Genomic DNA, 24202 nt, shown 5'->3' on the forward strand with positions numbered 1-24202 from the left:
ACCTGCGACACCCTCTTCATCAATCATCGATTCGCGGCGATTTAGGTGGCAAGGGTGGCAAGGGTGGCAACCCAGGAGCGACCAGCGGGAGCTTTGCCTTCCCCTGCTTTACAAAACCTGCAAGCTTCCTGAGTCTTCTGTACTGAGCACTCAGCAGTTTCGCCGTAACGTGGGGATTGTTCGTCCTCCCCTCCAGCCCTGCTATGTCGGAAAAATTCATTACCTTAGCTAGCTGTTCATTTAGCGCCTGCAACTCCTCAACTTCAAGCCGCGTAAGCTGAATACTCTCCACACGCGCCTTTTTCGACCTAGCGCTGATCTTATACAAGACATCTTGAACAGCCGCATAAGCCTTTGCAGTAGCTGCAATAGAACTCGCGATCGCGGCGACAGCGCCCGCAACCTTGACCGCCGGATGAATATGAAGAATTAAATCCAACCAGCCAGGCGAGGCGTATCTAATCTCCTTAATTACCGGCTTCGATCTCGGACTAACTTGACTCTGCAGGACGCTATAGATGTTGACGACAGAGTACCCGCCAGCCCAAGGATAGCTTTCGAGTGCGTAGTTGATCCTATCAGAATCAACCGCCGGAAGATCCGTATCAAAAGCGTATGCAAAGGCATAGACCTGCATATAAGCGTGTGGAAATTCATATAAATCTTTCAAGCTCCAGCGACCATCCATCTCCACTCGGTAGACCCCAGAATCCATTTGTCCAGCCCCTTACCTTGTTAGTGAAATCTAGCGCAAGACACAAGCGACCTCCTTGGAGGGATCACCCACTCGGCGCATCGCCCGCGAACTTCGGCAACAAATACTCAAAAGGGAAAAGAACGCCACAATGATAATTGCTACCAGAGAAGCCCCTTAAAGCCAGCAGCGCTGTCTAGAGCTTTATTCTCCACTAGACCGTCAGATCTAAGGATCACTGAATTAACTCCATCGACTAGATTGAGCAACTCCTTCCAGCCGTTATCCGGCGCCAACTCATATTGACTGTGGGCCAGTGTATCTCTCAACACCTCAACATCCTTTAGAAATCGCTCGCAGGCCGCCTTAGATTCAAAACCCAGCTGATGTCGTATTCCAATGGACTTACTAACCAGAGTCCTTTTGTCACACATCTGCAGGCATTGAATCAAAGATACATCCTGACCCAGCGCCGCGCGCTTTTTCCTAACTTCAACAGCCATGCCCAGCCTGCCCTCAGTCAAGGCCTGCTGCCAGTCGCCGTCGGAGTAAGTGTGAGCGACCCAAAAGCTAAGATGCATCTCCAGCAGCGAGATAAGCCCGAATATGTATACGCGAACAATTGGCTTATTTAAGTCCGCCCATGTAAGGATGGCAGATATGTCACCAGCTGTTCGTACAAACAAGAATGAATCCTTCCCCAGGCATTCAAGAACAAACTGCAATGACACCTCATCATCGATGACCGTCCCAGCTGTTAGGGAATAGAGATGAGCCTGCACTGATCCACTGGACAGCTCTTCAACTCTCACGAAGCCGGTAACCGGACCATCTTCCGCATCTCGGACTCCACAAACGGAAAAATCGAGACGACTCAGTTCATTCTGCACCAGATCTGCGGGCGCTCCGGAAGCACAACATTTCAGGGACTCACAGATATCCCTCGCCATAATCCTCAGGCCCAGCGCGTCGTTGAAATCTGCAAGCCTCGTGCCGTGGCGACGATGTCCAGTCACAGGCGACGTCCACAGTTCATAGCCCATCCAAGCCATCCTTTAGCTCTAATCGAAGTCAGAGTACCAATTGATCAAACCGATCATTCAATATGGTTCTCGATCCATCGTAATGCATCGCCGTCGTTGACTTGACCAGGGTCTCCAAATCCGCATCGTCAAGCACGATCATGTAGCCGCGCCCATCATTTGCGGCATCTCTGCACATAGCATCAATCTTCTTGCGATCACTAACCGCACGGCAAATCAGAATGCCAACTTGCCCTCTGGATTTTGAGAACCGCCCAGACAATTGGTCAAGCTCCGGATTCTTGACATCCTCTGTGTAATTCTTGAACTCAATGAAGACGTAGGGCGCGGTGTAGTGCTTTGAAAGCCAACTGAAGAATCCTGCCGTGGCTGAGTTAGAAAACCGGAGATCGACAATCTTCCGCCCCTGATTGATTGGGGCTTGACGCACAGGGTGTATGAGAGACGGGTAAAGCAAGGCCGAAAGGAGGCCTTCGACAGCTCGCTCATAGTCGTGAGCGCGCGCTCTTCCAGGAGGGACAGCCACCACCTTTTTATAGAGATCGTACAGTTGAACGTTCGGAACGTTCTCAATCTCTGCAAGCGCGCTATTGCTTATCGGAGGTGAAGGATCTGCCGCTTTCGCCTTTTTATACTTGGCGAGGACATCAGGATTGTCCTCCGTCAATTTTGCTACAGCATCTTTGTTTTTGCCATAGTGCCTCATCAAAGCGGTCTTCGTAACCCTTCGCCTCTTACTCTTCAGCACTTCCACCAGACCAGATCCACTGGCCAAGTGTTGTTTCTGTAGTTCCGGCAACAAATAGTGCCGATAGTAGGCCCCAGCGTCGTAAGCACCCGCGAGTCGAACAATCGACTTTGGGACCAACACGAGACTCTCGCCCTTCGGCATCGGAAGCTCTACATGCCTCGCCACCCAGTTTTGCGCTTGCATGTCCCAGCAGGGGCCTGACGAAACATTTGCGACCATAGGAATGCCGTAATATCGGCACATGTCTTGAGTGTACTCAATCAGCGGTTCACGAATTATGTTGCAGACCGCATCAGAGATCATGTCTGCACCCACGCCTTCGATGAGAAGGGCGGTATCTTCCAAGTCAGAGAGCACGCCAGACTTCGCGGCTTTGCTTGTCAGAAGTGACTCCCACACTGAGCCTGCAGATCCCTTGCCGAATGCGTGGCCACGCGACTCACCAGATGAATATCCAAGATGAAAATCATTTCTCTCGTTCAACGAACCAAGTAGCGAAACAGCCCTAGCTTTGTCGCCCTTTTTAACCGCACTGAGAACATTGCTAAAGAAGTTCTGAAGGAGTGCCACGCACTCACTAGACCACGGAGTGTCCATTGCCCGAATTGCCGTGGGCTCCACAAAAACTGGAAGATCTGTATCCAAAGGAACGTCAACGAAATCAAGCTCGGCCTGCTTTCGTTTTAGCTTGTATTTCTGAGATACGCGCATCCTATCCCCCCTGTGCTGGCTTCACTGCCAAGGCGGAACGTACCTCATCAAGGCCTACCTTGCTACTACCATGCGAAGTCGCCGAGATACCGGGGGAGGCTCGATCAGTGAGGCAGTTAGGCGCTTCCATGTAAGTTGGAATGAAGCCAAGTGATCAGGATCAACCCGCTCTAATCGCGTGGACGCGAACCATCCGCAATAGAGAACATGAGCATCGACCAATGATCGGCTTGCAGCGAATCCCTTTCCCATCAATAAGTTCCAACACCCGCGCCAACACAGCCCAAACAAAAAGCCCCGACCAAGGCCGGGGCTTTTCATTGCAACTGGTGCCGGAAACAGGAGTCGAACCTGCGACCTACGCAAAGGTGACTCGCCAACTGAACCTCAACAGCAGTCAACCCGCGCCAAGGCCAAACACGCCATGCAGCAGTCGGCCATACCGGCGCAAATGTCACAGAGCATCTTCAACCACGCTCGCCCAAATTCTATCCACAATTCTGGCCAGAAGCGCAGCTTTCACCGTCCATCCCCAAAGCCCTCCTTGGGTAGGATCCGGAAGCCAACGGGCCTGTCATTTGGGCTTGGCTCTTGCTTCCCCCGATCGGACGAGGAGCGTCTCCCAACCTAACCAACAACGGGTACCAGTTTATGCACCCTCCTCCCAAGGACCTTCAACGATCCTCCCCCGCCATACGCCTTCAATTCCAGGTGCAACAACGATGATCTTGGCAGTGAGATCACCGTCTGATCCTGTAGCGGGCATCCCATCTTCGAGAACCAGTTGCTCTCTTCTCAGATCCTCCAGCGTCCCCGTGAGGTTAAGCCTCAAGAAGCCATCAGAATCTCTATTGTTGAAGTCGACAAATATTCTGAGCTCAGACATCTATGGCCTCTGCAGCCTTTCAACGGCCGGAACCGGATTGGATACTGTAGGGGAAAACAACCGGCTCGCTGCTTCCGGCTCAAGCCCCACAACTGTTGCGTGCGTCGGCGAGACCCCGCCTGTCGAGATGACATCACCTCCCGCAGCCCTTACCTGCCCAACCGTGGAAACACCGACCTGATTGTGAGTTACATTGCTGCACAACTGGCAGAACGACGATCCATTTGCACTCTCTGCGGAGAAACCGAAGGGTCCTGCTGGATGCTGGCCGGTACCCTTTCCAATTCCGGCCGCTGAATTCGCTCCCTGAGCGGAGCCACCTCGAACTACCAATGCACTGTTCGCCAATCGAGCTTCAGCCGTTGCGAGCCCTCCGGCGGCCTGACCAGCGCCCCGCATCCCCTCCGCAACCATTAGTGCGGAACCGAATTTGTAGCCACCTTGCCCAACTTGACTCGCCGGCGCACCAAACAACGGGCCGCCATTTAGCTCCCGCGTTCGGGACATATCTACGGTGCCGTATACGCTCGGGCCAGCATTCCGGCCAATGCTGTAGGCAGCATCACCGACCGCGCGTCCAACTCCTCCCCAGAACTGGCAGAAAGATGTATCACAGCGGCCATCAGGGTCCGTATATCGGTAAGGGTTCCCCGATGCGTATCTGTAGCGGTTGAACATACCAACTGGGTTTGCGTAAGCCGTCACCGGATCCACGGACAGGAACACCCCCAACTGCGGATCCATGTACCGCTGCTGCATGTAACTCAGTCCGGTCGCCGAGTCACTCACATGCCCGGTATACCCCGGCCCATCCGTGACCTGACCACCCACCACGGCCCCGTAAGGCTCGTAGTCATAGCGCTTTATCACATTGCCATTGGCATCGCTCTCAGCCACAACCGAGCCCAACGCGTCCGTGTGGATGTACGTGACCGTCGTCTGTGCGACTGCGGCTGGCGACACGCCAAGGCCAATGAGTAGAACGCAGCACAGCCAGGTGCCGAATGCCCCCAACTTGCGAATTCGATCTCCACAACCCCTCAAGCGGGTCGACACACCGCTTGCAGTTCCCCCTAGCCTGCGCATCCTTCCAATCCCTGAAAGAGCCTTGAAGCAAGGCTGGATATTCATAGCACAGGAATGACCGCTGCGTTTGCCAGGTCAGGAACTGTGCGAGGAGCTAAGCGCCTGGGAAGCCGGGCTGGCCGCGAGATTCGGAAATTGGGGGCTGCCAGCCATGGGCTGGCACTACTGGGGCCGGCATTCCGCCGGGCATGGCCCGGCGCTACCAAAGCACAAAAAGCCCCGGCCAAGGCCGGGGCTTTTCATGCAACTGGTGCCGGAAACAGGAGTCGAACCTGCGACCTACGCATTACGAATGCGCCGCTCTACCAACTGAGCTATTCCGGCTTAGCAGGCAATTCTAGAGGGTGCCGGTCAGCAGGTCAATTGAAGCCGCCGCCGCGAGGTTGACCCACTTCATGGTGGCTCGGAACGTCGTTTTACTCATAGGTACAGGAATCGTCGGCGCCCCCCTTGGCCGCCTTGATGGTACGCATCACATCCCAACCTGTCGCGTTGCGTCACAGCACGACCGCTCGACGCCATCGCATTCGTTCCGGACGCCGTTGAAGCCATCATTGAAGCCGGCATCGCCGTCCGCCACCAGCACCAGCGCACCCAGCGCCACCTCCGGCTGCACTTCGCGTTCGTGTGAATCTGGACATGTGGTGCGCGACACAACAGGCGCCGCAGTCACGATGTCGCCGGATCAGCCAGTCCCCACCAAATTGGCGCACACCCGCCCGGCCGCGAAATCCTGCAGGTTCCCCAGCGTGATCGCCGAGATCTCCTGCAGCGCCTCGACGGTGAAGAAGCCCTGGTGGCCGGTCACCAGCACATTGGGGAAGGTCATCAGGCGCTGGAAGGCCTCGTCGTCGATGATCTCGCCGGACAGGTCCTGGAAGAACAGCGCGCTTTCCTGCTCGTACACGTCGATGGCCAGATGACCCAGCCGGCGCGCCTTCAGCGCGCGGATCACTGCATGGGTATCCACCAACCCGCCGCGCGAGGTGTTGACCAGCATCGCGCCCGGCTTCGTCCGCGCCAGCGACGCATCATTGATCAGGTGGTGGGTCTCAGGCGTCAGCGGGCAATGCAGCGACACGATGTCGGCGCGTGCCAGCAGTTCATCCAGCCCGACCCTATCGCCGATTCCGCCGAACGCAGCCGACGGATACGGGTCGTGCCCCAGCACGATGCAGCCCATGCCCTTGAAGACGCGCGCAGTGGCCAGCCCGATCTTGCCGGTACCGACGATGCCCACGGTGCGGCCATGCAGGGTGCGCCCGAGCAGGCCATCGAGCATGAAGTTGCCCTCGCGCACGCGGTTGTAGGCGCGATGGGTCTGCCGGTTGAGGGTCATCACCAGCGCCAGCGCATGCTCGGCCACCGCCTCCGGCGAATAGGCCGGTACGCGTGCGACGAACAGATCCAGCGCTTTTGCAACCGCCAGATCCACGTTGTTGAAACCCGCGCAGCGCAGCAGCACGGCCCGCACCCCCACCGCATGCAGGGCGTGCAGTACCGGCGCATCCAGGCGGTCGTTGACGAACACGCATACGGCTGCGCAATCCTGCGCCAGCGCCGCCGTGTGCACGTCCAGCGCCACATCGAAGTACACGAACGCAAAGCCGCCCCGAGACGCATCGCGCTGGTTCGCGTCATCAAGGAAGCGGCGGTCGTAGGGACGGGCACTGAAGACGGCGATCTGCATGGATGGGCCTGGGTGGAATGCCATACCGACCATACCGCAGCAGCGACCGCGTTGGGATGGCACCGGCGATGCCGTCATCGCCGGTGCCGGGTGCCACTTAGAACCGGTAGCCCAGGCCCAGCATCACGCCGTTCTGGATCTGCCCGTCGCGGCGCTCGCCCACGTAATCGGCCATGATCGACAGCCGCTCGCTGGCACGGCTGGTCACACCCAGGTTCCAGGCCAGCACCTGCTCGCCCACCGCCTGGCTGCTGGCGCCGAACACCAGATCCGGAGCTGCGGCGAAGCCGGTGCTGTAGCGGGCCTGCGAATCGCCCAGCTCCTTCTGCCAGACCACCCGGGCGCGCGGGGTGATGCGCTCACCGTTGTTGCCTTCGAAGGTCTTGAACAGCTGCAGGCCCGCACCCACGCGGATGCTCTCCAGGCTGCCACTGCGGCCAACCAGCGCACCGGCGCCCTGCCCTTCGTTGAAGCGGGCGGCCGACGTGCGCGCGTAGTCCACCACCGGCAGCAACGGCTGGATCACCAGGCCCTTGCCGGTGGTGAACGAGAACGCATGTTCAACACGTGCGGAGATCGCATCGTTGCTGTACTTCGCGCGCAGGGGCTGCTGCAGGCCATCGATACCGCCGATGCTGCGACGGGTGTCATGCCGCAGATCGGTGTAGCGCACGGCCGCCGACAGATAGCCGCGCGCGTACGTCGCATCGAGGTAACCGCCCACGTCCAGCGCGCGCACATCACCGGTGAAACCAGAGCCATCGCTGGCCTTGGTCGACATGTCCGCCGCGGCCACGCTGACGCCCAGGGTCACGCGGTCATCGGCCACGCGGGTGTCGGCACCGACCACGATGCCGCCGATGTTGTGGCTCAGGCCGGCCACGCCACCGTCGGCATCGATGCGGCCATGGCTGGCGAAACCACGTGCCCAGATGCCATGGCTGCGTCCGGCGTCACCGCTACCCGCAACGCTGCCCGGCGCCGGTTCGACCAGGTGCATCGCCAGCTGGTTGAACAGGCTGCCATGGCGCATGCCCGGCTGGGAGGAGACCGACTGCGCCACCTGCGAGGCCAGGCCATCGGCATCGCCGCCGCTGCGCATGGCCGACTGGTGCTGCTGCACGACGTTGCCGATGCTGCCCACCAGTGCGGTGTCTGCCAGGCGCAGGCTGGCGTGCGCATCACCGCGCAGGGCACCGGCCTGTTGTGCGATCACATCGCGGTCGGCGAACTGCAGTGCGCCCAGCAGCGATCTCAGCCCCTTGTCCTGGCGATCGGAGGCCGTCGCCAGCGCACGGCCCAGGCCGTCGCCGGACGTACCGTTGGCGAACAGGCCCAGCTGGTCAAAGCCGGGGTTGGCGGTCAGCCACAGGCCATCGGCCGTCTGCTTCACGTTGAAGCTCAACAGCGAATTGTGGCGGGGACGGAACACATCACCGCTGATGCTGGCACTGTAGCCGGTGTCACCCAGGCGCACGGCCTCTTCGAAGCCACCCTGGTAGATCGGGCCCTCAACCAGATCACGACGGAAATCCTGGCCGTAGTAGCCCTGCGCCACGTTCAGTTCGAGGAAGGCCCCCTTGGAGATCACCAGTGCCCCCTCGGTCTGCTCGTCATCGAAGAAGGTACCCACGCGCAGGCGGCCTGCAGCGGTGCCGCCATTCTCTGTAACGTCGAACAGCACCTTGCCGCCCGGCATGATGTTGACGTAGCCATGGGTGACCAGGTCGCCACCGCGCGGCATCAGCGTGCCGAACACGCGCAGGCGGTTGAAACCGTCTTCGCGGTACGACGGGCCGGTGCCGTCCAGCAATGCAGCGCGGTCCATCGCCGTACCCGCCACGTCGCCATGGCCGACCAGCATGCCTGCGCCGAGCACGCGCACTTCCGATGCGCGCAGGGCACCGCCTTCCAGCGCGATGGTGCCATTGTCGACCAGCATGAAATCCGCACCCGTCGTCGCGGACGTGCGCCAGGTGGCGCCGTTGGTCACCCGGATCACGCCCATGGCGTTGTCCAGCGTGGAGACATCCAGATCAGCCAGCCGCAGCTTGGACAGCAACAGGTCCTGGATGTCCGGGTCACTGAGGTAACCCTGCACCGACAGCGCACCGATGCCCTGCGGACCCTTGCTGGATGCGTTGTAGATGCTCTGCGCGAGATTGATGTAGGTGGATCGCCAGTCGGTATTCCAGCGCGCGAAATCATCATCGACGAACGCCTGCAACTGGCGTCCGGTACGCAGGTAGCCGGGGTTGATGTCGCCGGTCACGTTGGCGGTGACATTCAAGGTGTCGCCCGGATCGCGGTACCCGTTCGCGGTGATGATCCTGTTGCTGTAGATGTCCTGGCCGGGGAACGACTCCAGCTTGCTGCCACTGCCATCGGGGTCGAAGGTGACCGAGGAACCGGTGCTGCGTGCCGGATCGCGGAACACCAGCAGGCCGTTCGGCTTCACCACTTCGTACATGGCCTTGTGCAGCAGCCCGGCATCCATGCCACCACCGTAGTTGCCGGTATAGATCTGGGTCATGCGCGGGGACGGCGTGTAGATCACCTTGCCGCCGCTGCTGGCCGCGTGGATCTGCACCGAGTCGATGAGCGGCAGATCGCCGGCCAGATAGCGTTCGACGCCACCGGACTGCATGATCGAGCAGGACGAGATGCAATTGCCGGACACGATGGTGTTCAGTCCGGAGGTGCGGATGATGCCCTGCAGCCACTCGCCGGCGATCAACGCACCACCATTGGACGTGCGCAGCACCACCTCACGGACCGGCCGGCCTTCGGCCTGCGCCTTGGCCAGCAGTGCCGGCAGGGACACCACGTCGGCGTAGGTCACATCGCCACTCAGGAAGATGCGATCGCCCTGCACGTGATAATTCATTGCCATGACGTCATCCACCACGGATATGGCGGCAACGCCCATCAGCCCGGCCAGGGCCAGGCTCAACTTCGAATACTTCATGTGTTCTCTCTCCACCCGCAACACGCGGGTAGAACGATCAACGCCACAGCGGGGTGATCTCCCCCAGTGGAACGGATCCTGAAAAATGAATACATTCACAATGAGAATCCGATCGATGCACACTCTTCCCCATCCGGTCATCGTCGCGTAAAACTCGATGACGCATTCGCCACCGACAGTCGAGGCCAGCCCTGTCCACCCCGTCTCCCCTGATCCATCGCGCGCCGGAGCTACCCGCACCTGCGGATGCCTTCATCGCGTTCGTACGCGAAGAGCGCGCACCGCTGTGCGCGTTCCTGCGCACGCGGGGGGTCGGGCCTGAGGATGCGGAGGATATCGCGCAGGACTGCATGGAGCGGCTGATCCGCTACCGCGCACAGGGCCCGGACGAACTGCGCCTGCTGCTGTATCGTATCGCCCGCAACCGCCTGGCAGACCGCGGCCGCTCGCCGCAGTCGCGGCCGCATCTGCCGCTGGCCGAACACGATGGCAGCGACGAACCGTCCAGTTCCTCGCCCGATCCATTGCGCCAGGCCGAGTCAGGGCAGATGCTGTCCCTGCTGCGGCAGGCCCTGTTCAAGCTGCCCGAACGCGCACGCGAGGTCTATCTGCTCAACCGCATCACCGGCATGAGCTACACGCAGATCGCGCGGCATTGTGGAATTACTGCCAAGACCGTGGAAAAACATATCGCCCGGGCCCTGCAGGGCCTGCGTCAGGAGTTGGGATCGGATCCGCTGCACAACGACAGGGACGGCCAATGAGTGGCACCCCGCACAGGGATGATGCACAGCTGTTTGAACGCGCCAGCGCCTGGGTAGCCCGCCTGGAAGCCCCGGACTGCACGTCGGTCGAACGCGAGGCGTTCGAGGACTGGCTGGCCGAAGATCCGGCCCACGTCAAAGCCTGGGTGCAGGCCGAAACCCTGTTCCAGCAGGGTGCGGCGCTTGCGGCTGACCCTTGGCTGCGCACCGCCGCGGCACGGGCGGCGCGTCCGCCGCGCCGGCGCTGGCTGCCGGGCGTGGCCGCTGCCGCCGGTGTCTGCATGGCGATCGGCATCGGCTGGATGGTTGCCGTCGACGGCAACCCGACGCCGCAGGTCTACGCCAATGATTCGCACCAGCCACAGCAGCAGACGCTGGCCGATGGCAGCGTCGCCATGCTGGATGCCGGCACCACCCTCCGCGCACGCTTCGGCTGGCGCCATCGTGATCTGGTGCTGGAGCGGGGCCGGCTGCAACTGCAGGTCGCACCGTCGAACAAGGCGCTGAAACTGCACGCCGGCGACAGTACGATCCGTGACATCGGCACGACCTTCCAGGTGGAACGCCTGCGCGACGGCCTGGTCGAGGTCGCGCTGCTGGAAGGTGCCGTGGAAGTCAGCAACGGCGCAGCGCAGCACACGCTGGCGCCTGGCCAACAGCTGCAGGTACTGCCCTCCGGCCGCATCCAGCCGGGCCCTGCCCTCTCGTCCAACGCAGCCGCTGAAGGCTGGCTGCGGGGGCAACTGGTGTTCGATGCCACGCCCCTGTCGATCGTGGTCGAGCGCATGAACCGTTATGGCCGCACGCCGCTGGTGATCGTCGATCCGGAGATCACCGACCTGGCTGTAAGCGGCACCTTCCGCGCCGGTGATGCACAGGAGCTGCTGTCGGCGCTGGAACTGGGTTGGTCCGTGGCTGGCCAGACGCGTCCGGATGGCGCGCTGGAACTGCGCCGCACCTACTGAGGAGACCGGCAGTGACGGCAGGTCCGGGTGCGCTGCAGTGGGGGCTGCTCCGCGCCCTGCTATGCCTTGCACTGGGTGTTGCCGCACTACCGATGGCCGATGCCGGCGAGCCCGCCGGCACGCTGGAGATCGACGTGGGTGCGGGCCCACTGATACCGGCACTGCAGCAATGGGCCCGGCAGAGTGGCACCGCCCTGCTGTTCGACGCACGTGAACTGGATGATCTGCGCACCACTGGCACACGTGGCCAACGCGATACCGGGGCCTCCCTGAAGCTGCTGGTCGCCGGCCTGCCGGTGAACATCCTGCGCACGTCCTCGGGTGCCTTTGTCGTGCGACGTGTCCATCCCGAGCCACCTGCCACGCCACCGAAAGCGGTCGCAGCCCCGCGCCTGCCGCACCCGGCTCCCAGGTCCGCCGACACGCCACACCAGGTGGAACTGGCACCCATCCACGTCACCGGCAGCCGGCTGCCGCGCTCTTCGGTGCAGACCACACTGCCGGTCACCACCATCGATCGCGACGACATCCTGCGCAGTGGCTACGGCAATCTGTTCGACCTGCTGCGGCACCTGCCCGGCATGAACGGCCATCCCGCCATGAGTACCTCGCGCGGCGGCGATTCGCAGTACCTGCCGGTGGGTGCAGCGGCCACCACCAGCCTGGACGGCATGGGCCCGCGGGCGACGCTGTTCCTGGTCAACGGCCGGCGCCTGCCGCGTTATCCCATGGTGTCGCTGGAACAGGGCGGGCTCACCGACCTCGGCGGCATTCCGCTGAGCTTCGTCGACCGCATCGAACTGGTACGCGGCGGTGCCTCGGCCATCTATGGGGCCGATGCCATGTCCGGCGTGGTCAACATCATCCTGCGCGACCAGGCCGATGGGCCCGAAGCCATGCTGCAGACCGGACTCAGCAGCCGCGGCGATGCGGGCCAGTACCGCCTGCAGGCCGCCACGGGCGGCGCGCGTGGCAATGGGGACCGCTGGTTTGCCGGCCTGGATCTGCACCGTGTCGAGCATGTCGCCGGTGACCAGCGTGACTGGCATGCGGAAACCTCGCTGTATCCGATCGGCGCGATCTTCGGCAACTGGTACGTGCCCGCCCGACGCTGCGAGCCGCCCCTGAAGCGGCGCGAGGATGGCTGCTGGTTTGACAGCGCGCGCCCGCGTTCGCTGCAGCCCGCCTCGGATACCGCGTCGGCCTACCTGCACTACCGGCATGAACGTGGCGAGGGACGCTATGCCTATGTCGAGGCACGGGCCAGTCACAACCGTCAGCGCTTCGACCTGGGCCCGACTGCCGTTGCCGTAGTCTCGCGCGGAATCACCTTCAACAGTGTGCTGCGCGAGGCCGGCAACGTGCGCCCCAGCGTCCGCGCCACCGATGCGGACGTCACCCTCGGCATCGGCCGTGACCAGGGCCGGCGCAGCTGGGAGGCGGGCATCAGCGCGCAGCGCAGCGAAGTCACCTTGTCCACTGCCGGCACCGTGCGCACGACGCGCCTGCTTGAAGCAACGCAGGCGCGCAGGTTCACTCCCGGTTTCGACGCGCCGCCGGCGGCCGAGGCGGACACGCTGTTTCCGTCCATCCGCAACCGCGGCAGCACCGCACAATGGCAGGGCTGGTGGGGTGTGCAGCGTGAACTGATGGCAATGCCCGGGGGCAATGCGCAGCTGGCCACCGGCATCGACCTGCGCCATGAACGCTGGGTCTCGCGTCCGGATGCGCTGCTGAGCCAGGGCGACCTTGCGCTGGGCCTGCCGCAGCAGCAACGCCGCCTGTCGCGACAAAGCAGTGGCGTCTATACCGAGCTGGGCCTGCCGCTGGCACCCACGCTGCGCGCGGACCTGGCTGCACGCTGGGACCGCGACGGCGGCTTCATGGCGTTCTCGCCTCGTGCCGGGCTGCGCTGGAGCCCGACGCCGCACTGGTCGTTCCTGCTGGCCAGCGGGCGCGGTTACCGTGCACCGAGCCTGTTCGAGCAACGGCGGCCTCCCGGCTACTTCGGCTCGATCACGCTTCCGGTGTCCAGTGCCCTTCCGGAATGTGCAATCGCCACCCGCGGTGGCGGCTGCAGCGTCACGGCCAACGTCGTAGAGAACGATGCACTGAAGGCCGAGCGATCGCGCAGCCATTCGCTGGCAGCCACGTGGACACCCAACGACACGTTCTCGCTGTCGCTGACCCACAACATCGTGGAACTGCGCAACGAGATCCTCGCCCTGCAGCCCAGCGATGCGGTGTGGAATCGCAGTACCTGGGAACTGGATGAAGACGGCCACCTGAGCAGCCTGCGCCTCTCGTTCGACAACATCGGCCGCACCACCTCCCGCAACTGGGTGCTGCGTGGCGAGTACCGCATCGACAGCGGCAGCAACGGCCAGTGGTTGTTTTCGCTCGATGCGCTGAAACAGCAGGAGCTGCGCCGCCGCCGTGACCACGAGGCCGCCGTGGACCTGCGTGGCCACGTGACACCCGAGCTGGCTGCGGTGTTGAACGTGCAATGGCAGAACAGCAACTGGGACATCGCCCTGCGTGGCAACCAGGTCGGGCGCACCCGTGCCTGGCTGCCCGGGGCCGAGTGCCCGCAGGATCAGGTCGATCGGAACCACTGCATGAATCCACGCCAGCTGCGCTGGAACCTGCACCTCGCACGTCGGCTGGGGCCGCGCATCGTTGCAGCGCTGGATGTGCACAACGTACTCGATGCGCAACCGGTGAACTATCTGGTCGGCAATGGCGGACAGATGCCGGGCCTGGACGATCCGCTCGGCCGCTACTACCTGCTTACCCTGCAGTTCCGCTGAAGCGTAGTAATCTACGCGCCCTGTTCCACCGCGGTCCCCTTCCCCCATGAAAGCCTATCTCTGGTTCTGGGGCGCGTTCCTGCTGTTCTTCGCGTTGCCTTTTCCCTGCATTCTCTATTTCGGCACTTCGTGGCCGGTGGCGTTGGTCGACCGCAGCGCGCCGTGGCCGGCACTGTTGCTGCTCGCACTGTCGCTGGCCTTGTGGCTGACGCTGCTGTTCGCCTTCCTGCACTACCTGTTGCTGGGGCCACCGCGCGCACTGCACCGGGTGCAGTCGATCCTGGCCGACGGTGAACCGCGCAGTGCGCTGATCGAACAGGCCGAACAGACCGGCGTACAGGTGCGCGGCTTCGCGCAGTGGAAACTGCAGTTGTCCTTCAAGAACCTGTCAGGTACGCCGATCCGCGAACAGATGCTGGTGGTCGACAGCAAACCCCAGCTGCATCGCTTCGAGGTGGGCAGGCACATCGATGCGCGCCTGGGCCGGACGCCCGGGGCATTCCCCAACATCGTGCTGGACGGTGCGCAGCCCGAACTGAATGTTGCCAGCCTGTGGCGGCGTGGCATCGGTGCAGCACTCGGCATCGCAGCCGTTGCCGCTGCCTATGTGTTGGCCTACCGGCTGCAGAACGAGGGGCTGGGCTGGACCTTCCTGTCGTTCGGTCACCCGCTGCTGGTATGCCCGCTGGTGCTGTGTGGCTATGCGCTGGGGCTGCGCCTGCTCGGCCGCCTGCTGCACGCCGATGCCCGCGGTGATGCGCTGAAGTATCGCGGCATCGGCGTGGAGGCCCGGGTATTGAAGGTCCGTCAGACCGGCACCTACCTCAACGAACAACCACAGGTGGAGTTCCAGCTGGAATACATCGACCGCGAAGGCAACGTGCAGCAGGCCCGCGTGCGCCGCTTCATCCCGCTGATTGAACTGGCCAACATCCCGCGCGAGCACGTGACGCTGCTGTACGACCCGGATGACCGCAGCAACGTGCGGCTGGAGGGAATATGAAACAGCCTCCCTCCACCCGCACGGTGTTCCTGGTACTGCTGCTGGTTCTGGCGGGCGCGGCCATTGCCGGCGGCGCAGTGCAGACCATCAGCGAAACGCTGGGGCATTCGGTACAGCCGGACCGGTTGCCCCCCTCCGTCCCGTCTCAGTCACAGCGCGAACAACCCGTATCGCTTGTGCCGTCCCCGGCGCCCTTCCCCGCGGCGAGTACCGCTGCGGCGCCCGAGCGCAACAATCGCCTGTTCGATGCGGACTACCTGCTGGCTGCCCGTCAGGCACTGGAGCAGCTGCCGGCACTGGCCGGCCAGCGGCTGACGGTCTTCCACAGCATCCACTTCTACGACGATGGCCGCATCAACCTGGATCTGGTCGATCCGCAACAGCCGGGCCACGTCGACAGCTATCACTTTGAACGTGGCCAGTGGCGCAAGGGCAATCCGGTGAACCCGCAGCAGTTCGCGCCGACCATCAGCCTGCAGCGCAGCAGCACATCCCTGGCCAGCATCGATTTCGAGGCCGTGCCGCGCGTGGCGCAGGCATTGCAGGAACAACGCAATGCCCTGCAGAACCCCGCATCCGAAGTCGGCCACGTGTATGTGATCGTGCGCAAGGGCGGCAAGCTGGTGTGGCTGCCGGACGAAGTGGCCGGTGACCGCGAATCCGTGCGCCTGCAGTTCGATGCGCAGGGCACTCTGCGCGGCGTGCACCGCCGATAGGCCACACAAAAAGGGGACGGAGGGGATTAAGTCGTATCTGCCTTGGTGCGGTTTGCGACTTAATCCCCTCCGTCCCCTTTTTCTATTTCACCGAGCGGGCGATGGCGTACTGCGCGCCGTAGTAGGTGGACAACACCAGCAGGCTGGCCAACGGCAGGCCACCGGCGAAGCGGTCCCAGGCCAGCAGGGAATCGCTGGCCACGAACAGCAATGCACCTGCCGCGGCCCAGCGGGCGCTTCGGGCGTCCACGGCACCGGGCTGCGGGCTGCGCCACTGCCGTGCCAGGGCCAGCACCGCCATCGACGCCAGCACCACCACGTAGGCCAGCACCGGCAAACGCATCGGCACCGGCAGGTGCGGCCACAGGCCCATCACGTTGAGCACGGCAAATGCACCCAGCAGCACAGCGGCGCCGAACAGCCCACGCCCGGCACGCAGGCCATCGCGGAAGGCGACGATGTAGCAGACATGCGCCAGCAGGAACGCGACCAGTCCCGGCACGAACGCATCCATCGGCAGCATCAGCGCGATGTCGCCCACGCACGAAAGCAGCATGCCGGCCAGCACCGCACGGCGGTAGAACGGCTGCGCCGGATCATGCACACGCCAGGCGATGGCCGCGATCAGCAGCGTGGTCGCGGGCTTGGCCAGCCAGTGCAGCCATCGCCCATCGCCGTGCAGGAACGCGCCGACGATGGCGAGGATCGCCATCAACAGGACCACGCCATCGCGGGCGCGCGACTTCATCGCGCCTTCCACAGATCTGCAAGGCGGTCGGGCTTGCCGGTGATGCGCTCCAGCACCGGGTACTGCAGGCCACCGTGGTAAGCGATGCTCATGGTTTCAATGCGGTCGAACTGCTTCACCAGCAACATGATCGGCGCCTTGTCCTTCGCTGCCGCAGCCACCGCGTCCTTCAAGCGCTGGCTGCTGTACTCGCGCCCGCCCACCGCGATCACCTTCATGCCAGGTGCAAGACCGGCGTTGAAGGCCGGGCTGTCCCAGATCACATCACCGACCGTGCCGTTGTCGAGCACGGTCGCACCCAGCGAGTACGCCAGCAGCGCCGCCTTCGCGCGCTTCTCCTGCGCCTTGTAGGCATCGTTCGGGGTATCGCGGTAGACCAGCATCCAACCCGCCAGCTCCAGGCCGCCAGTCAACGAACCGTGGCCGTCCAGGCGCCCGCGCAGGAACGTGGCCCAGTCGTACGGCGCGATGCCGTTCAAGGTCGCGACCACGTCATTGAAGGTGTACGGATTGACGTCCCAGTCGCCATTGCCGACGCCGAAAAAGGCGCGCGCGAAGTCGTCCAGGCTGCGGCGGTTGCTGCTCAGTTCGCGCAGCTTGCCCTCCACTTCCAGCCACAGCATCTGGCCGCCGGAGTAGTAGTCCTCGCTCATCTGGTAGTTGCGATACGGCAGCGTGCGACGCTGGGCGATGGTCGGGTCATTGGTGGTGTCCTGCAGCGGACGCCAGGCCAGGCCCGGGCGGCCACGGTCATAGGTCGCGGCCACATTGGCCAGCATGTCGCGCGCCTGCGCAGCCGACCACAACCCCGAGCGTGCTGCCAGCACCTGCCCCCAGAACTGGGTCTGCCCTTCGTACACCCACAGCAGGCTGTCGCCCATGGGCACGTTGAAGTTGGCGGTGGCCAGGTCGGCGCCGCGACGGTACTTGCCGTTCCAGGAATGGGTGTACTCGTGCGGCAGCAGGTCACGCATCCACGCGTTGCTGTCCCACTCGGTGAAGTAGCCCGGATCGGCACTGTTCTCGCTGGAACGGTGATGCTCCAGGCCGATGCCACCGAGGCGGTCGGTCAATGCCAGCAGGAACTCATAGTGGTTGTAGTGGCGCGCACCGTAGAGCTTGTCGGCCTGCTGCACCAGCGCGCGGTGCATCGTGATCTGCGCCTCGCTCGGCTTCAGCGACTTGGCGTCGTCGGCAAACACATTGAGGTGCACCGGTACCTTCGCGCCCGGATCGAGATCAATGCGCTGATAGTGCTCGCCGGCAAACAGCGGCGAATCGACCAGGTGGTCGTAGGAGATCGGCTTGAACACCACGGTGTCGCCGTCGCGGCGCGCGGTTTCCAGCGCAGTGGCGAATGACCAGCCCTTGGGCAGGGTCACGCTGGCCTGCGCCTGCAGCTGGCGCGCATCGACGCCGGCCGGATACAGCGAGTTGGCGTTCCACTGCAGGTTGAGCATCTCCGGAGTCATCACCACCCGCCCCTGGCTGCCACCCTGCGACGACAGGAAATCGAAGTGGGCGACGATCTCGCTGGCGCCCTCCGGCACGTTCACCTTGAACGCATAGACGTTGTACTGATCGCGCTGCCAGGCCAGCGGCCTGCCGTTGGCGGTCACGCGCAGGCCGGCCAATTTATCGATCGGGCCGGTGGGCGAATGGTTGCCGGGAATCCACTGCGGGTACAGCAGGGTCATCGGGCCGGGTTTGGCCGGCACCGTGGCGGTCACCTTGAAGATGCGACGGGCCAGATCGCGCGCGTCGACCTCGATGCGCAGCAGGCCGGCAGCCGCCGCGTTCGCCGGTGGCGAGGTCTGCGCCAGTGCAGGCGTGGCCGCCAGCGCGAACAGCAACGACATCGCCAAGGCTCGGGTCTTCATCGGGCAACTTCCAACAACGGAGAATCTTCCGATGCTAGGCCTGTAACGTGCCCCGCCCCATGGCCAAAGGTCATGGGCAGGCCGCCCATCCTTGCATGCGAAAAAGCGTGCGAACCCAGGTTCGCACCCGCCAGAGCAGTTTCAGTAGATCCACGCCATGCGTGGATGAGGCGCTTCCGCGGTCAGTCGACCAACCGCAACCGCAGTTCCTTCGGCAGCGCGAACACCATCGATTCCGGTTCGCCGTCCAGTTCGCCCACGCCGCTGGCGCCCAGCTCGGCCAGGCGCGCGAGCACGCCGTCGACCAGCACCTGCGGCGCCGAGGCACCTGCGGTCACGCCGATGTGCTGCTTGCCTGCCACCCACGCCGGATCGATCTCGTGCGCGCCGTCGATCAGGTACGACTCCACGCCCTCACGGCGGGCCAGCTCGCTCAGACGGTTGGAGTTGGAGCTGTTCGGCGAACCTACCACCAGCACCAGGTCGCAGCGCTTGGCCAGGTCGCGCACGGCGTCCTGGCGGTTCTGCGTGGCGTAGCAGATGTCGTCGTTCTTCGGGCCCTGCATCGCCGGGAAGCGCTCGCGCAATGCATCGATGATGCCGCGCGTGTCGTCCACCGACAGCGTGGTCTGGGTGGTGTAGGCGAAGTTTTCCGGCTGGTTGATGTGCAGCGTGGCAACCTGCTCCACGTCCTCCACCAGGTAGATCTGGCCGGTGCCGGCTTCGCGGTTCCACTGGCCCATGGTGCCTTCCACTTCCGGGTGACCGGCGTGGCCGATCAGCACCACGTCACGGCCGGCACGGCAGTGGCGGGCGACCTCGAAGTGCACCTTGGTCACCAGCGGGCAGGTGGCGTCGAACACCTTCAGGCCACGACGATCGGCTTCCTGGCGCACGGCCTGGGACACGCCATGGGCGCTGAAAATGACTGTGTTGTTGTCCGGCACTTCATCGAGTTCTTCGACGAAGATCGCGCCGCGCTGCTTCAGGTCGTCGACCACGAAGCGGTTGTGCACCACTTCATGGCGGACGTAGATGGGCGCGCCCAGCGTTTCGATCGCGCGCTTGACGATCTCGATCGCACGATCGACACCGGCACAGAAACCACGCGGGTTGGCGAGCAGCACATCCATCAGTTCAATCTCCCGGCAGCGGCCGGCTTACGGTTTCGGATTGGCATTATCCGCCTTTTTGGCGGACTTGCCGTCGAACAGGCCAAACAGGGCGATGCCGATGGCACCCACCACGATGGCCGAATCGGCGATGTTGAACGAGGGCCAGGTGTAGCTGCCCACGTACCACTGGATGAAATCGACCACATGACCATGCACCTGGCGGTCGATCACGTTGCCGATCGCGCCGCCGATGATCAGCGCATACGGCACGGCCGCCTTCCAGTTGCCACGGGCGGTGCCGCGCAGCCACCAGGCCATCAGGCCGCTGATGACGATCGCCAGCACGGTGAAGAAGTGCTTCTGCCAGCCACCGGCGTCGCTCAGGAAACTGAACGCCGCACCGGTGTTGTAGGTGCGGTACCAGTTCCAGAAGCCATCGATGACCACCACCGGCTGGAACTCCGGCAGGCTCGACAGGACCCAGGCCTTGGACCACTGGTCCAGGCCGATGATGGCCGCCGACAGCAGCAGCCAGACCAGGGCGTTCGGATGTGGACGGGGCGCGGCCATCAGAACCAGCTCCGCACTTCACCGGCACCGGTGATGTTGCTCACGCAGCGACCGCACAGCTCCGGATGATCGGCATTGCTGCCGACGTCGGCGCGGTGGTGCCAGCAACGCACGCACTTGGCCTTGGTGGTCGGCTGGGCGCTGACGAACACCTCGTCGGTGGTCGCCGGACGCACCTGCACGTCACCACTGATGAACAGGAAACGCAGTTCATCGGCCAGCGGCTGCCAGCGCGCGGCCTGCTCTTCGCTGGCGGCGATGGTGATTTCCGCTTCCAGCGCGGCACCGATGGCACCGTTGGCGCGCATCGGTTCCAGCACCTTGGCCACCTGCTCGCGCACAGCCAGCAGCTGGTCGAAATCGGCGGCGTTGAGCTGCGCATCGGCCGGCAGCGGCGCCAGGCCGTCGTACCAGGTGGTGAACAGCACGTGGCCGGCGTGCTCGCCCGGCAGGTAGCCCCACAGCTCGTCGGCGGTGAAGGTCAGGATCGGTGCGACCCAGCGGGTGAACGCTTCGGCGATGTGGTACATCGCGCTCTGCGCCGAACGGCGACCGTGCGAATCGGTCGGCATCGTGTACAGGCGGTCCTTGGTCACATCCAGGTACAGCGAGCCCAGGTCCACGCTGCAGAAGTTCAGCAGCAGCTGCACGATCTCGGCCATGTTGTAGCCGTCGTAGGCCGCCTTGATCTTCTCCTGCAGCTCCCACGCGCGATGCACGATCCAACGGTCCAGCGCGACCATCTGATCCAGCGGCTGCAGGTGCTGGGCCGGATCGAAACCGTCCAGGTTGCCGAGCAGGAAGCGTGCGGTGTTGCGCAGGCGACGGTAGGCGTCGGCATTGCGCTTGAGGATCTCCTGCGACAGCGACATCTCGTTGCTGTAGTCGGCCGAGGCGATCCACAGGCGCAGGATGTCCGCGCCCAGCTTGTTCATGATGTCCTGCGGCTCGATGCCGTTGCCCAGCGACTTGGACATCTTGCGGCCGTGCTCGTCCACGGTGAAGCCATGGGTCAGGCACTGCTTGTACGGGGCGCGCTTGTCGATCGCCACGCCGGTCAGCAGCGAGGACTGGAACCAGCCACGGTGCTGGTCGGAACCTTCCAGGTACAGATCGGCCGGCTTGCCGAAGCCACGCGCGGCGAGCACGCCCTCATGAGTCACGCCCGAATCGAACCAGACGTCGAGGATGTCGGTGACCTTCTCGTAGTCGGCCGCTTCGGCACCCAGCAGTTCGGCAGCATCCAGCGAATACCACACGTCGATGCCCTCGGCTTCGACGCGGTCGGCGACCTGCTGCATCAGTTCCACCGAACGCGGGTGGATCTCGCCGGTCTGGCGATGGGTGAACAGTGCGATCGGCACACCCCAGGTGCGCTGGCGCGAGATGGTCCAGTCCGGACGACCGTCGACCATGCTCTGGATGCGCGCCTTGCCCCAGGTCGGGAACCAGCCGACGGTGTCGATGGCGGCCAGCGCATCGTTGCGCAGGTTGGCCTTGTCCATCGAGATGAACCACTGCGGAGTGGCGCGGAACACCACCGGCGTCTTGTGGCGCCAGCAGTGCGGGTAGCTGTGGCGGATCGGATGGAACGCCAGCAGCGAACCGTTGTCGCGCAGCACGCCGACGATGGCCTCCTGCGCCTTCCACAGGTGCTGGCCAGCCAGCACCACGTCACCGGCCGGCGGGGTCGATTCCAGGTACACGCCACGGCCGTCGATCGGGGTCACCTGGCCGGCGTTGTACTTGTCCAGCAGGCCGTACTTCTGGCTGACCACGAAGTCTTCCTGGCCATGGCCGGGGGCGGTATGCACCGCACCGGTACCGTCCTCGTCGGACACATGGTCGCCGTTGAGCACCAGGATCCCGCGTTCCGGGTAGAACGGATGCGCCAGGAGCTGGTTTTCCAGCGCCGCGCCGGTGGTTTCACCGTGCAGCACCACTTCGTCCACGCCGTAGCGCTGCAGTGCGCGCTCGGCCAGCGCGGCAGCCAGCACCAGCCAACGGCGCTTGCCGTTGTGCGCCGGGCCTTCGGCCAGGACGTAGTTGATCTCCGCACCAAGTGATACCGCCAGCGAGGCCGGCAGCGTCCACGGGGTGGTGGTCCAGATCGGCACCGCCACTTCGACGTCGGCCGGCACGCTCACGCCGAACGCCTGGCCGATGGCCTGCGCATCACGCGCGGCGTAGGCCACGTCGATCGCCGGCGATTCCTTTTCCTGGTACTCGATCTCGGCCTCGGCCAGCGCCGAGCCACAGTCGAAGCACCAGTACACCGGCTTGGCGCCGCGGACCAGGTGGCCATTGGCCACGACCTTGGCCAGCGCACGGATCTCGTTGGCTTCGAAGTCGAAGCTCAGGGTCTTGTACGGGTTGTCCCAGTCGCCGGTCACACCCAGGCGCTTGAAGTCCACGCGCTGGATGTTGATCTGCTCTTCGGCGAACTCGCGGCACTTCTGGCGGAATTCAACGGCGTCGAGCTTGGTGCCGACCTTGCCCCACTTCTTTTCGACCGCGATCTCGATCGGCAGGCCATGGCAGTCCCAGCCCGGCACGTAGGGCGCATCGAAGCCGGCCAGGTAGCGCGACTTGACGATGATGTCCTTCAGGATCTTGTTGACCGCGTGGCCGAGGTGGATGCGGCCGTTGGCGTACGGCGGGCCATCGTGCAGCACGAACAGCGGGCGGCCGGCGGCGTTGTCGCGCAGCTGCTGGTAGAGCCCCTGCGCTTCCCACTGCGCCAGAATGCCCGGCTCGCGCTTGGGCAGGTCGCCGCGCATCGGGAATTCGGTGGCTGGCAGGTTCAGGGTGGTCTTGTAGTCCTGGCTCACGCAGTGGCTCGCAATCTATGTTCGGAAAGGATGGCGCGCGCCTGTTCGGCGTCGCGGTGCATCTGGTCGGTCAGGGCCGCCAGATCATTGAATTTCTCTTCGTCGCGCAGCTTGGCGACGAATTCCACTTCGATGTGTCGACCGTACAGGTCGCCCTGGAAATCGAACAGGTGGGCTTCCAGCAGCGGCTCCACGCCCTCCACCGTCGGCCGCGTGCCGAAGCTGGACACCGACGGCCACGGCTGGTCGAACACGCCGTGCACCCAGGTCGCGTAGATGCCCGACAGCGCCGGGGTCTTCGGGAAACGCAGGTTGGCGGTGGGGAAGCCCAGCGTACGGCCGAGCTGGCGCCCGCGCACCACCCGGCCGCTGATCGCGTACGGTCGGCCCAGCAGATCGTTGGCGCGGGCGAAGTCGCCCTCCTGCAGCAGCTGGCGGATGCGGGTGCTGGAGATGCGCTCGCCATGCAGGTCGACCGCTTCGATTTCACCCGCGGTGAAGCCCAGTTCGGCGCCCATCTTCTGCAGCAGGGCCAGGTCGCCGCGACGGCGGTTGCCGAAGCAGAACTCCGGCCCGATCCAGACCTCACGCGCACTCAGGCGATTGACAAGCAGCTGGTGCACGAAGGTCTCGGCCGGCATCGCCGCCATTGCCGCGTCGAAACGCAGCAGGCCGATCGCATCGACACCGAGCTCGCGCAGGATCTCGACCTTGCTGCGGGCCAGGGTCAGCCGCGGCGGCGGCGTGCCCTGGGCGAAGAATTCACGCGGCAGCGGCTCGAACGCCACGGCCACCGCGGCCACGCCCAAGGCGCGCGCGCGGGCAACCGCGTGGCGGACCAGCGCACGATGACCCAGGTGGAGGCCGTCGAATGCACCGATACAGACCACGCTTCCGTTCGGGAACAGCTCCCCGCCCTCGACGCTTCTGAACAGCCTGCTCATCAACTCTCGTTCCGGCCCGACCGGGGC

18 protein-coding genes and 1 tRNA gene are annotated in these 24202 nt (G+C 63.8%); 5 read left to right on the forward strand and 14 right to left on the reverse strand.

The features are described 5' to 3' along the window. Positions 1-19 precede the first annotated feature (19 nt). The 8 genes from N5D45_RS11715 to N5D45_RS11750 all read right to left on the reverse strand — a co-directional run bounded on the left by N5D45_RS11715 (position 20) and on the right by N5D45_RS11750 (position 9829). Entirely contained in the window at positions 20-670 is a 651-nt protein-coding gene (locus N5D45_RS11715) for a hypothetical protein (protein ID WP_279938999.1), read from the reverse strand. A gap of 185 nt (positions 671-855) precedes the next feature. Then, complete coding sequence (locus N5D45_RS11720) at positions 856-1737, reverse strand: hypothetical protein (protein WP_139042430.1); 882 nt, start codon at positions 1735-1737, stop codon at positions 856-858. A 28-nt stretch (positions 1738-1765) separates the two neighbouring features. Next, positions 1766-3199 carry a hypothetical protein gene (locus N5D45_RS11725; RefSeq protein ID WP_057503724.1) on the reverse strand — a complete coding sequence of 478 codons (1434 nt, stop codon included), beginning with the start codon at positions 3197-3199 and terminating at the stop codon, positions 1766-1768. Positions 3200-3848: 649 nt separating this feature from the next. Then, positions 3849-4085: a hypothetical protein gene (locus N5D45_RS11730; RefSeq protein WP_082587882.1), complete on the reverse strand. Its 237-nt coding sequence runs from the start codon at positions 4083-4085 to the stop codon at positions 3849-3851. Further along, positions 4086-5216 (reverse strand): RHS repeat-associated core domain-containing protein, encoded by a 1131-nt coding sequence (locus tag N5D45_RS22570; RefSeq protein WP_312250819.1) that lies wholly within the window; start codon positions 5214-5216, stop codon positions 4086-4088. It abuts the gene before it with no gap. A 203-nt stretch (positions 5217-5419) separates the two neighbouring features. Further along, positions 5420-5495 (reverse strand) — tRNA-Thr (locus tag N5D45_RS11740). Between the two features lie 361 nt (positions 5496-5856). Continuing rightward, a complete protein-coding gene (locus tag N5D45_RS11745) occupies positions 5857-6861 on the reverse strand; it encodes a 2-hydroxyacid dehydrogenase (protein ID WP_279939000.1) in 1005 nt (334 codons plus the stop codon). Between the two features lie 97 nt (positions 6862-6958). Next, entirely contained in the window at positions 6959-9829 is a 2871-nt protein-coding gene (locus N5D45_RS11750; protein WP_279939001.1) for an autotransporter outer membrane beta-barrel domain-containing protein, read from the reverse strand. A gap of 254 nt (positions 9830-10083) precedes the next feature. Here N5D45_RS11750 and N5D45_RS11755 point away from each other — a divergent pair, with 254 nt between their 5' ends. The 5 genes from N5D45_RS11755 to N5D45_RS11775 are packed head-to-tail and all read left to right on the forward strand — an operon-like array spanning position 10084 to position 16087. Further along, entirely contained in the window at positions 10084-10593 is a 510-nt protein-coding gene (locus N5D45_RS11755; protein WP_029379863.1) for an RNA polymerase sigma factor, read from the forward strand. Continuing rightward, positions 10590-11558: a FecR domain-containing protein gene (locus N5D45_RS11760; protein WP_191850888.1), complete on the forward strand. Its 969-nt coding sequence runs from the start codon at positions 10590-10592 to the stop codon at positions 11556-11558. Before N5D45_RS11755 ends, N5D45_RS11760 begins: the two co-directional genes overlap by 4 nt. 11 nt (positions 11559-11569) lie before the next feature. After that, complete coding sequence (locus tag N5D45_RS11765) at positions 11570-14368, forward strand: TonB-dependent receptor (protein WP_279939002.1); 2799 nt, start codon at positions 11570-11572, stop codon at positions 14366-14368. Positions 14369-14414: 46 nt separating this feature from the next. Continuing rightward, positions 14415-15371 carry a hypothetical protein gene (locus tag N5D45_RS11770; RefSeq protein WP_049455614.1) on the forward strand — a complete coding sequence of 319 codons (957 nt, stop codon included), beginning with the start codon at positions 14415-14417 and terminating at the stop codon, positions 15369-15371. Continuing rightward, positions 15368-16087: a hypothetical protein gene (locus N5D45_RS11775; RefSeq protein ID WP_049455613.1), complete on the forward strand. Its 720-nt coding sequence runs from the start codon at positions 15368-15370 to the stop codon at positions 16085-16087. The genes N5D45_RS11770 and N5D45_RS11775 overlap by 4 nt, the downstream gene beginning before the upstream one ends. An 82-nt stretch (positions 16088-16169) precedes the next feature. Here N5D45_RS11775 and N5D45_RS11780 read toward each other — a convergent pair whose 3' ends face one another. From N5D45_RS11780 to N5D45_RS11805, 6 genes are all read right to left on the reverse strand, one after another. Beyond that, positions 16170-16835 carry a lysoplasmalogenase gene (locus N5D45_RS11780; RefSeq protein WP_197656432.1) on the reverse strand — a complete coding sequence of 222 codons (666 nt, stop codon included), beginning with the start codon at positions 16833-16835 and terminating at the stop codon, positions 16170-16172. After that, positions 16832-18715, reverse strand: coding sequence for a peptidase M61 (locus N5D45_RS11785; protein WP_279939003.1), 1884 nt, complete (start codon positions 18713-18715; stop codon positions 16832-16834). Before N5D45_RS11785 ends, N5D45_RS11780 begins: the two co-directional genes overlap by 4 nt. A 182-nt stretch (positions 18716-18897) precedes the next feature. Continuing rightward, positions 18898-19848: a 4-hydroxy-3-methylbut-2-enyl diphosphate reductase gene (gene ispH / locus N5D45_RS11790; RefSeq protein WP_010483308.1), complete on the reverse strand. Its 951-nt coding sequence runs from the start codon at positions 19846-19848 to the stop codon at positions 18898-18900. Positions 19849-19875: 27 nt separating this feature from the next. Then, positions 19876-20400, reverse strand: a complete 525-nt coding sequence (gene lspA / locus N5D45_RS11795; protein WP_010483311.1) for a signal peptidase II — start codon at positions 20398-20400, stop codon at positions 19876-19878. After that, entirely contained in the window at positions 20400-23231 is a 2832-nt protein-coding gene (ileS, locus tag N5D45_RS11800; protein WP_049411378.1) for an isoleucine--tRNA ligase, read from the reverse strand. Before ileS ends, lspA begins: the two co-directional genes overlap by 1 nt. Next, positions 23228-24175: a bifunctional riboflavin kinase/FAD synthetase gene (locus tag N5D45_RS11805; protein ID WP_010483316.1), complete on the reverse strand. Its 948-nt coding sequence runs from the start codon at positions 24173-24175 to the stop codon at positions 23228-23230. The genes ileS and N5D45_RS11805 overlap by 4 nt, the downstream gene beginning before the upstream one ends. Positions 24176-24202 lie beyond the last annotated feature (27 nt).

It is taken from the genome of Stenotrophomonas sp. GD03819, from assembly GCF_029841665.1.
Taxonomy (GTDB): domain Bacteria; phylum Pseudomonadota; class Gammaproteobacteria; order Xanthomonadales; family Xanthomonadaceae; genus Stenotrophomonas; species Stenotrophomonas geniculata.

Coding starts and splice junctions, on each gene's coding strand:
- N5D45_RS11720 (WP_139042430.1), bottom strand. CDS start 1,737: ATGGGCTATGAACTGTGGACGTCGCCTGTGACTGGACATCGTCGCCAC.
- N5D45_RS11725 (WP_057503724.1), bottom strand. CDS start 3,199: ATGCGCGTATCTCAGAAATACAAGCTAAAACGAAAGCAGGCCGAGCTT.
- N5D45_RS11730 (WP_082587882.1), bottom strand. CDS start 4,085: ATGTCTGAGCTCAGAATATTTGTCGACTTCAACAATAGAGATTCTGAT.
- N5D45_RS22570 (WP_312250819.1), bottom strand. CDS start 5,216: ATGAATATCCAGCCTTGCTTCAAGGCTCTTTCAGGGATTGGAAGGATG.
- N5D45_RS11745 (WP_279939000.1), bottom strand. CDS start 6,861: ATGCAGATCGCCGTCTTCAGTGCCCGTCCCTACGACCGCCGCTTCCTT.
- N5D45_RS11750 (WP_279939001.1), bottom strand. CDS start 9,829: ATGAAGTATTCGAAGTTGAGCCTGGCCCTGGCCGGGCTGATGGGCGTT.
- N5D45_RS11760 (WP_191850888.1), top strand. CDS start 10,590: ATGAGTGGCACCCCGCACAGGGATGATGCACAGCTGTTTGAACGCGCC.
- N5D45_RS11770 (WP_049455614.1), top strand. CDS start 14,415: ATGAAAGCCTATCTCTGGTTCTGGGGCGCGTTCCTGCTGTTCTTCGCG.
- N5D45_RS11775 (WP_049455613.1), top strand. CDS start 15,368: ATGAAACAGCCTCCCTCCACCCGCACGGTGTTCCTGGTACTGCTGCTG.
- N5D45_RS11780 (WP_197656432.1), bottom strand. CDS start 16,835: ATGAAGTCGCGCGCCCGCGATGGCGTGGTCCTGTTGATGGCGATCCTC.
- N5D45_RS11785 (WP_279939003.1), bottom strand. CDS start 18,715: ATGAAGACCCGAGCCTTGGCGATGTCGTTGCTGTTCGCGCTGGCGGCC.
- ispH (WP_010483308.1), bottom strand. CDS start 19,848: ATGGATGTGCTGCTCGCCAACCCGCGTGGTTTCTGTGCCGGTGTCGAT.
- lspA (WP_010483311.1), bottom strand. CDS start 20,400: ATGGCCGCGCCCCGTCCACATCCGAACGCCCTGGTCTGGCTGCTGCTG.
- N5D45_RS11805 (WP_010483316.1), bottom strand. CDS start 24,175: ATGAGCAGGCTGTTCAGAAGCGTCGAGGGCGGGGAGCTGTTCCCGAAC.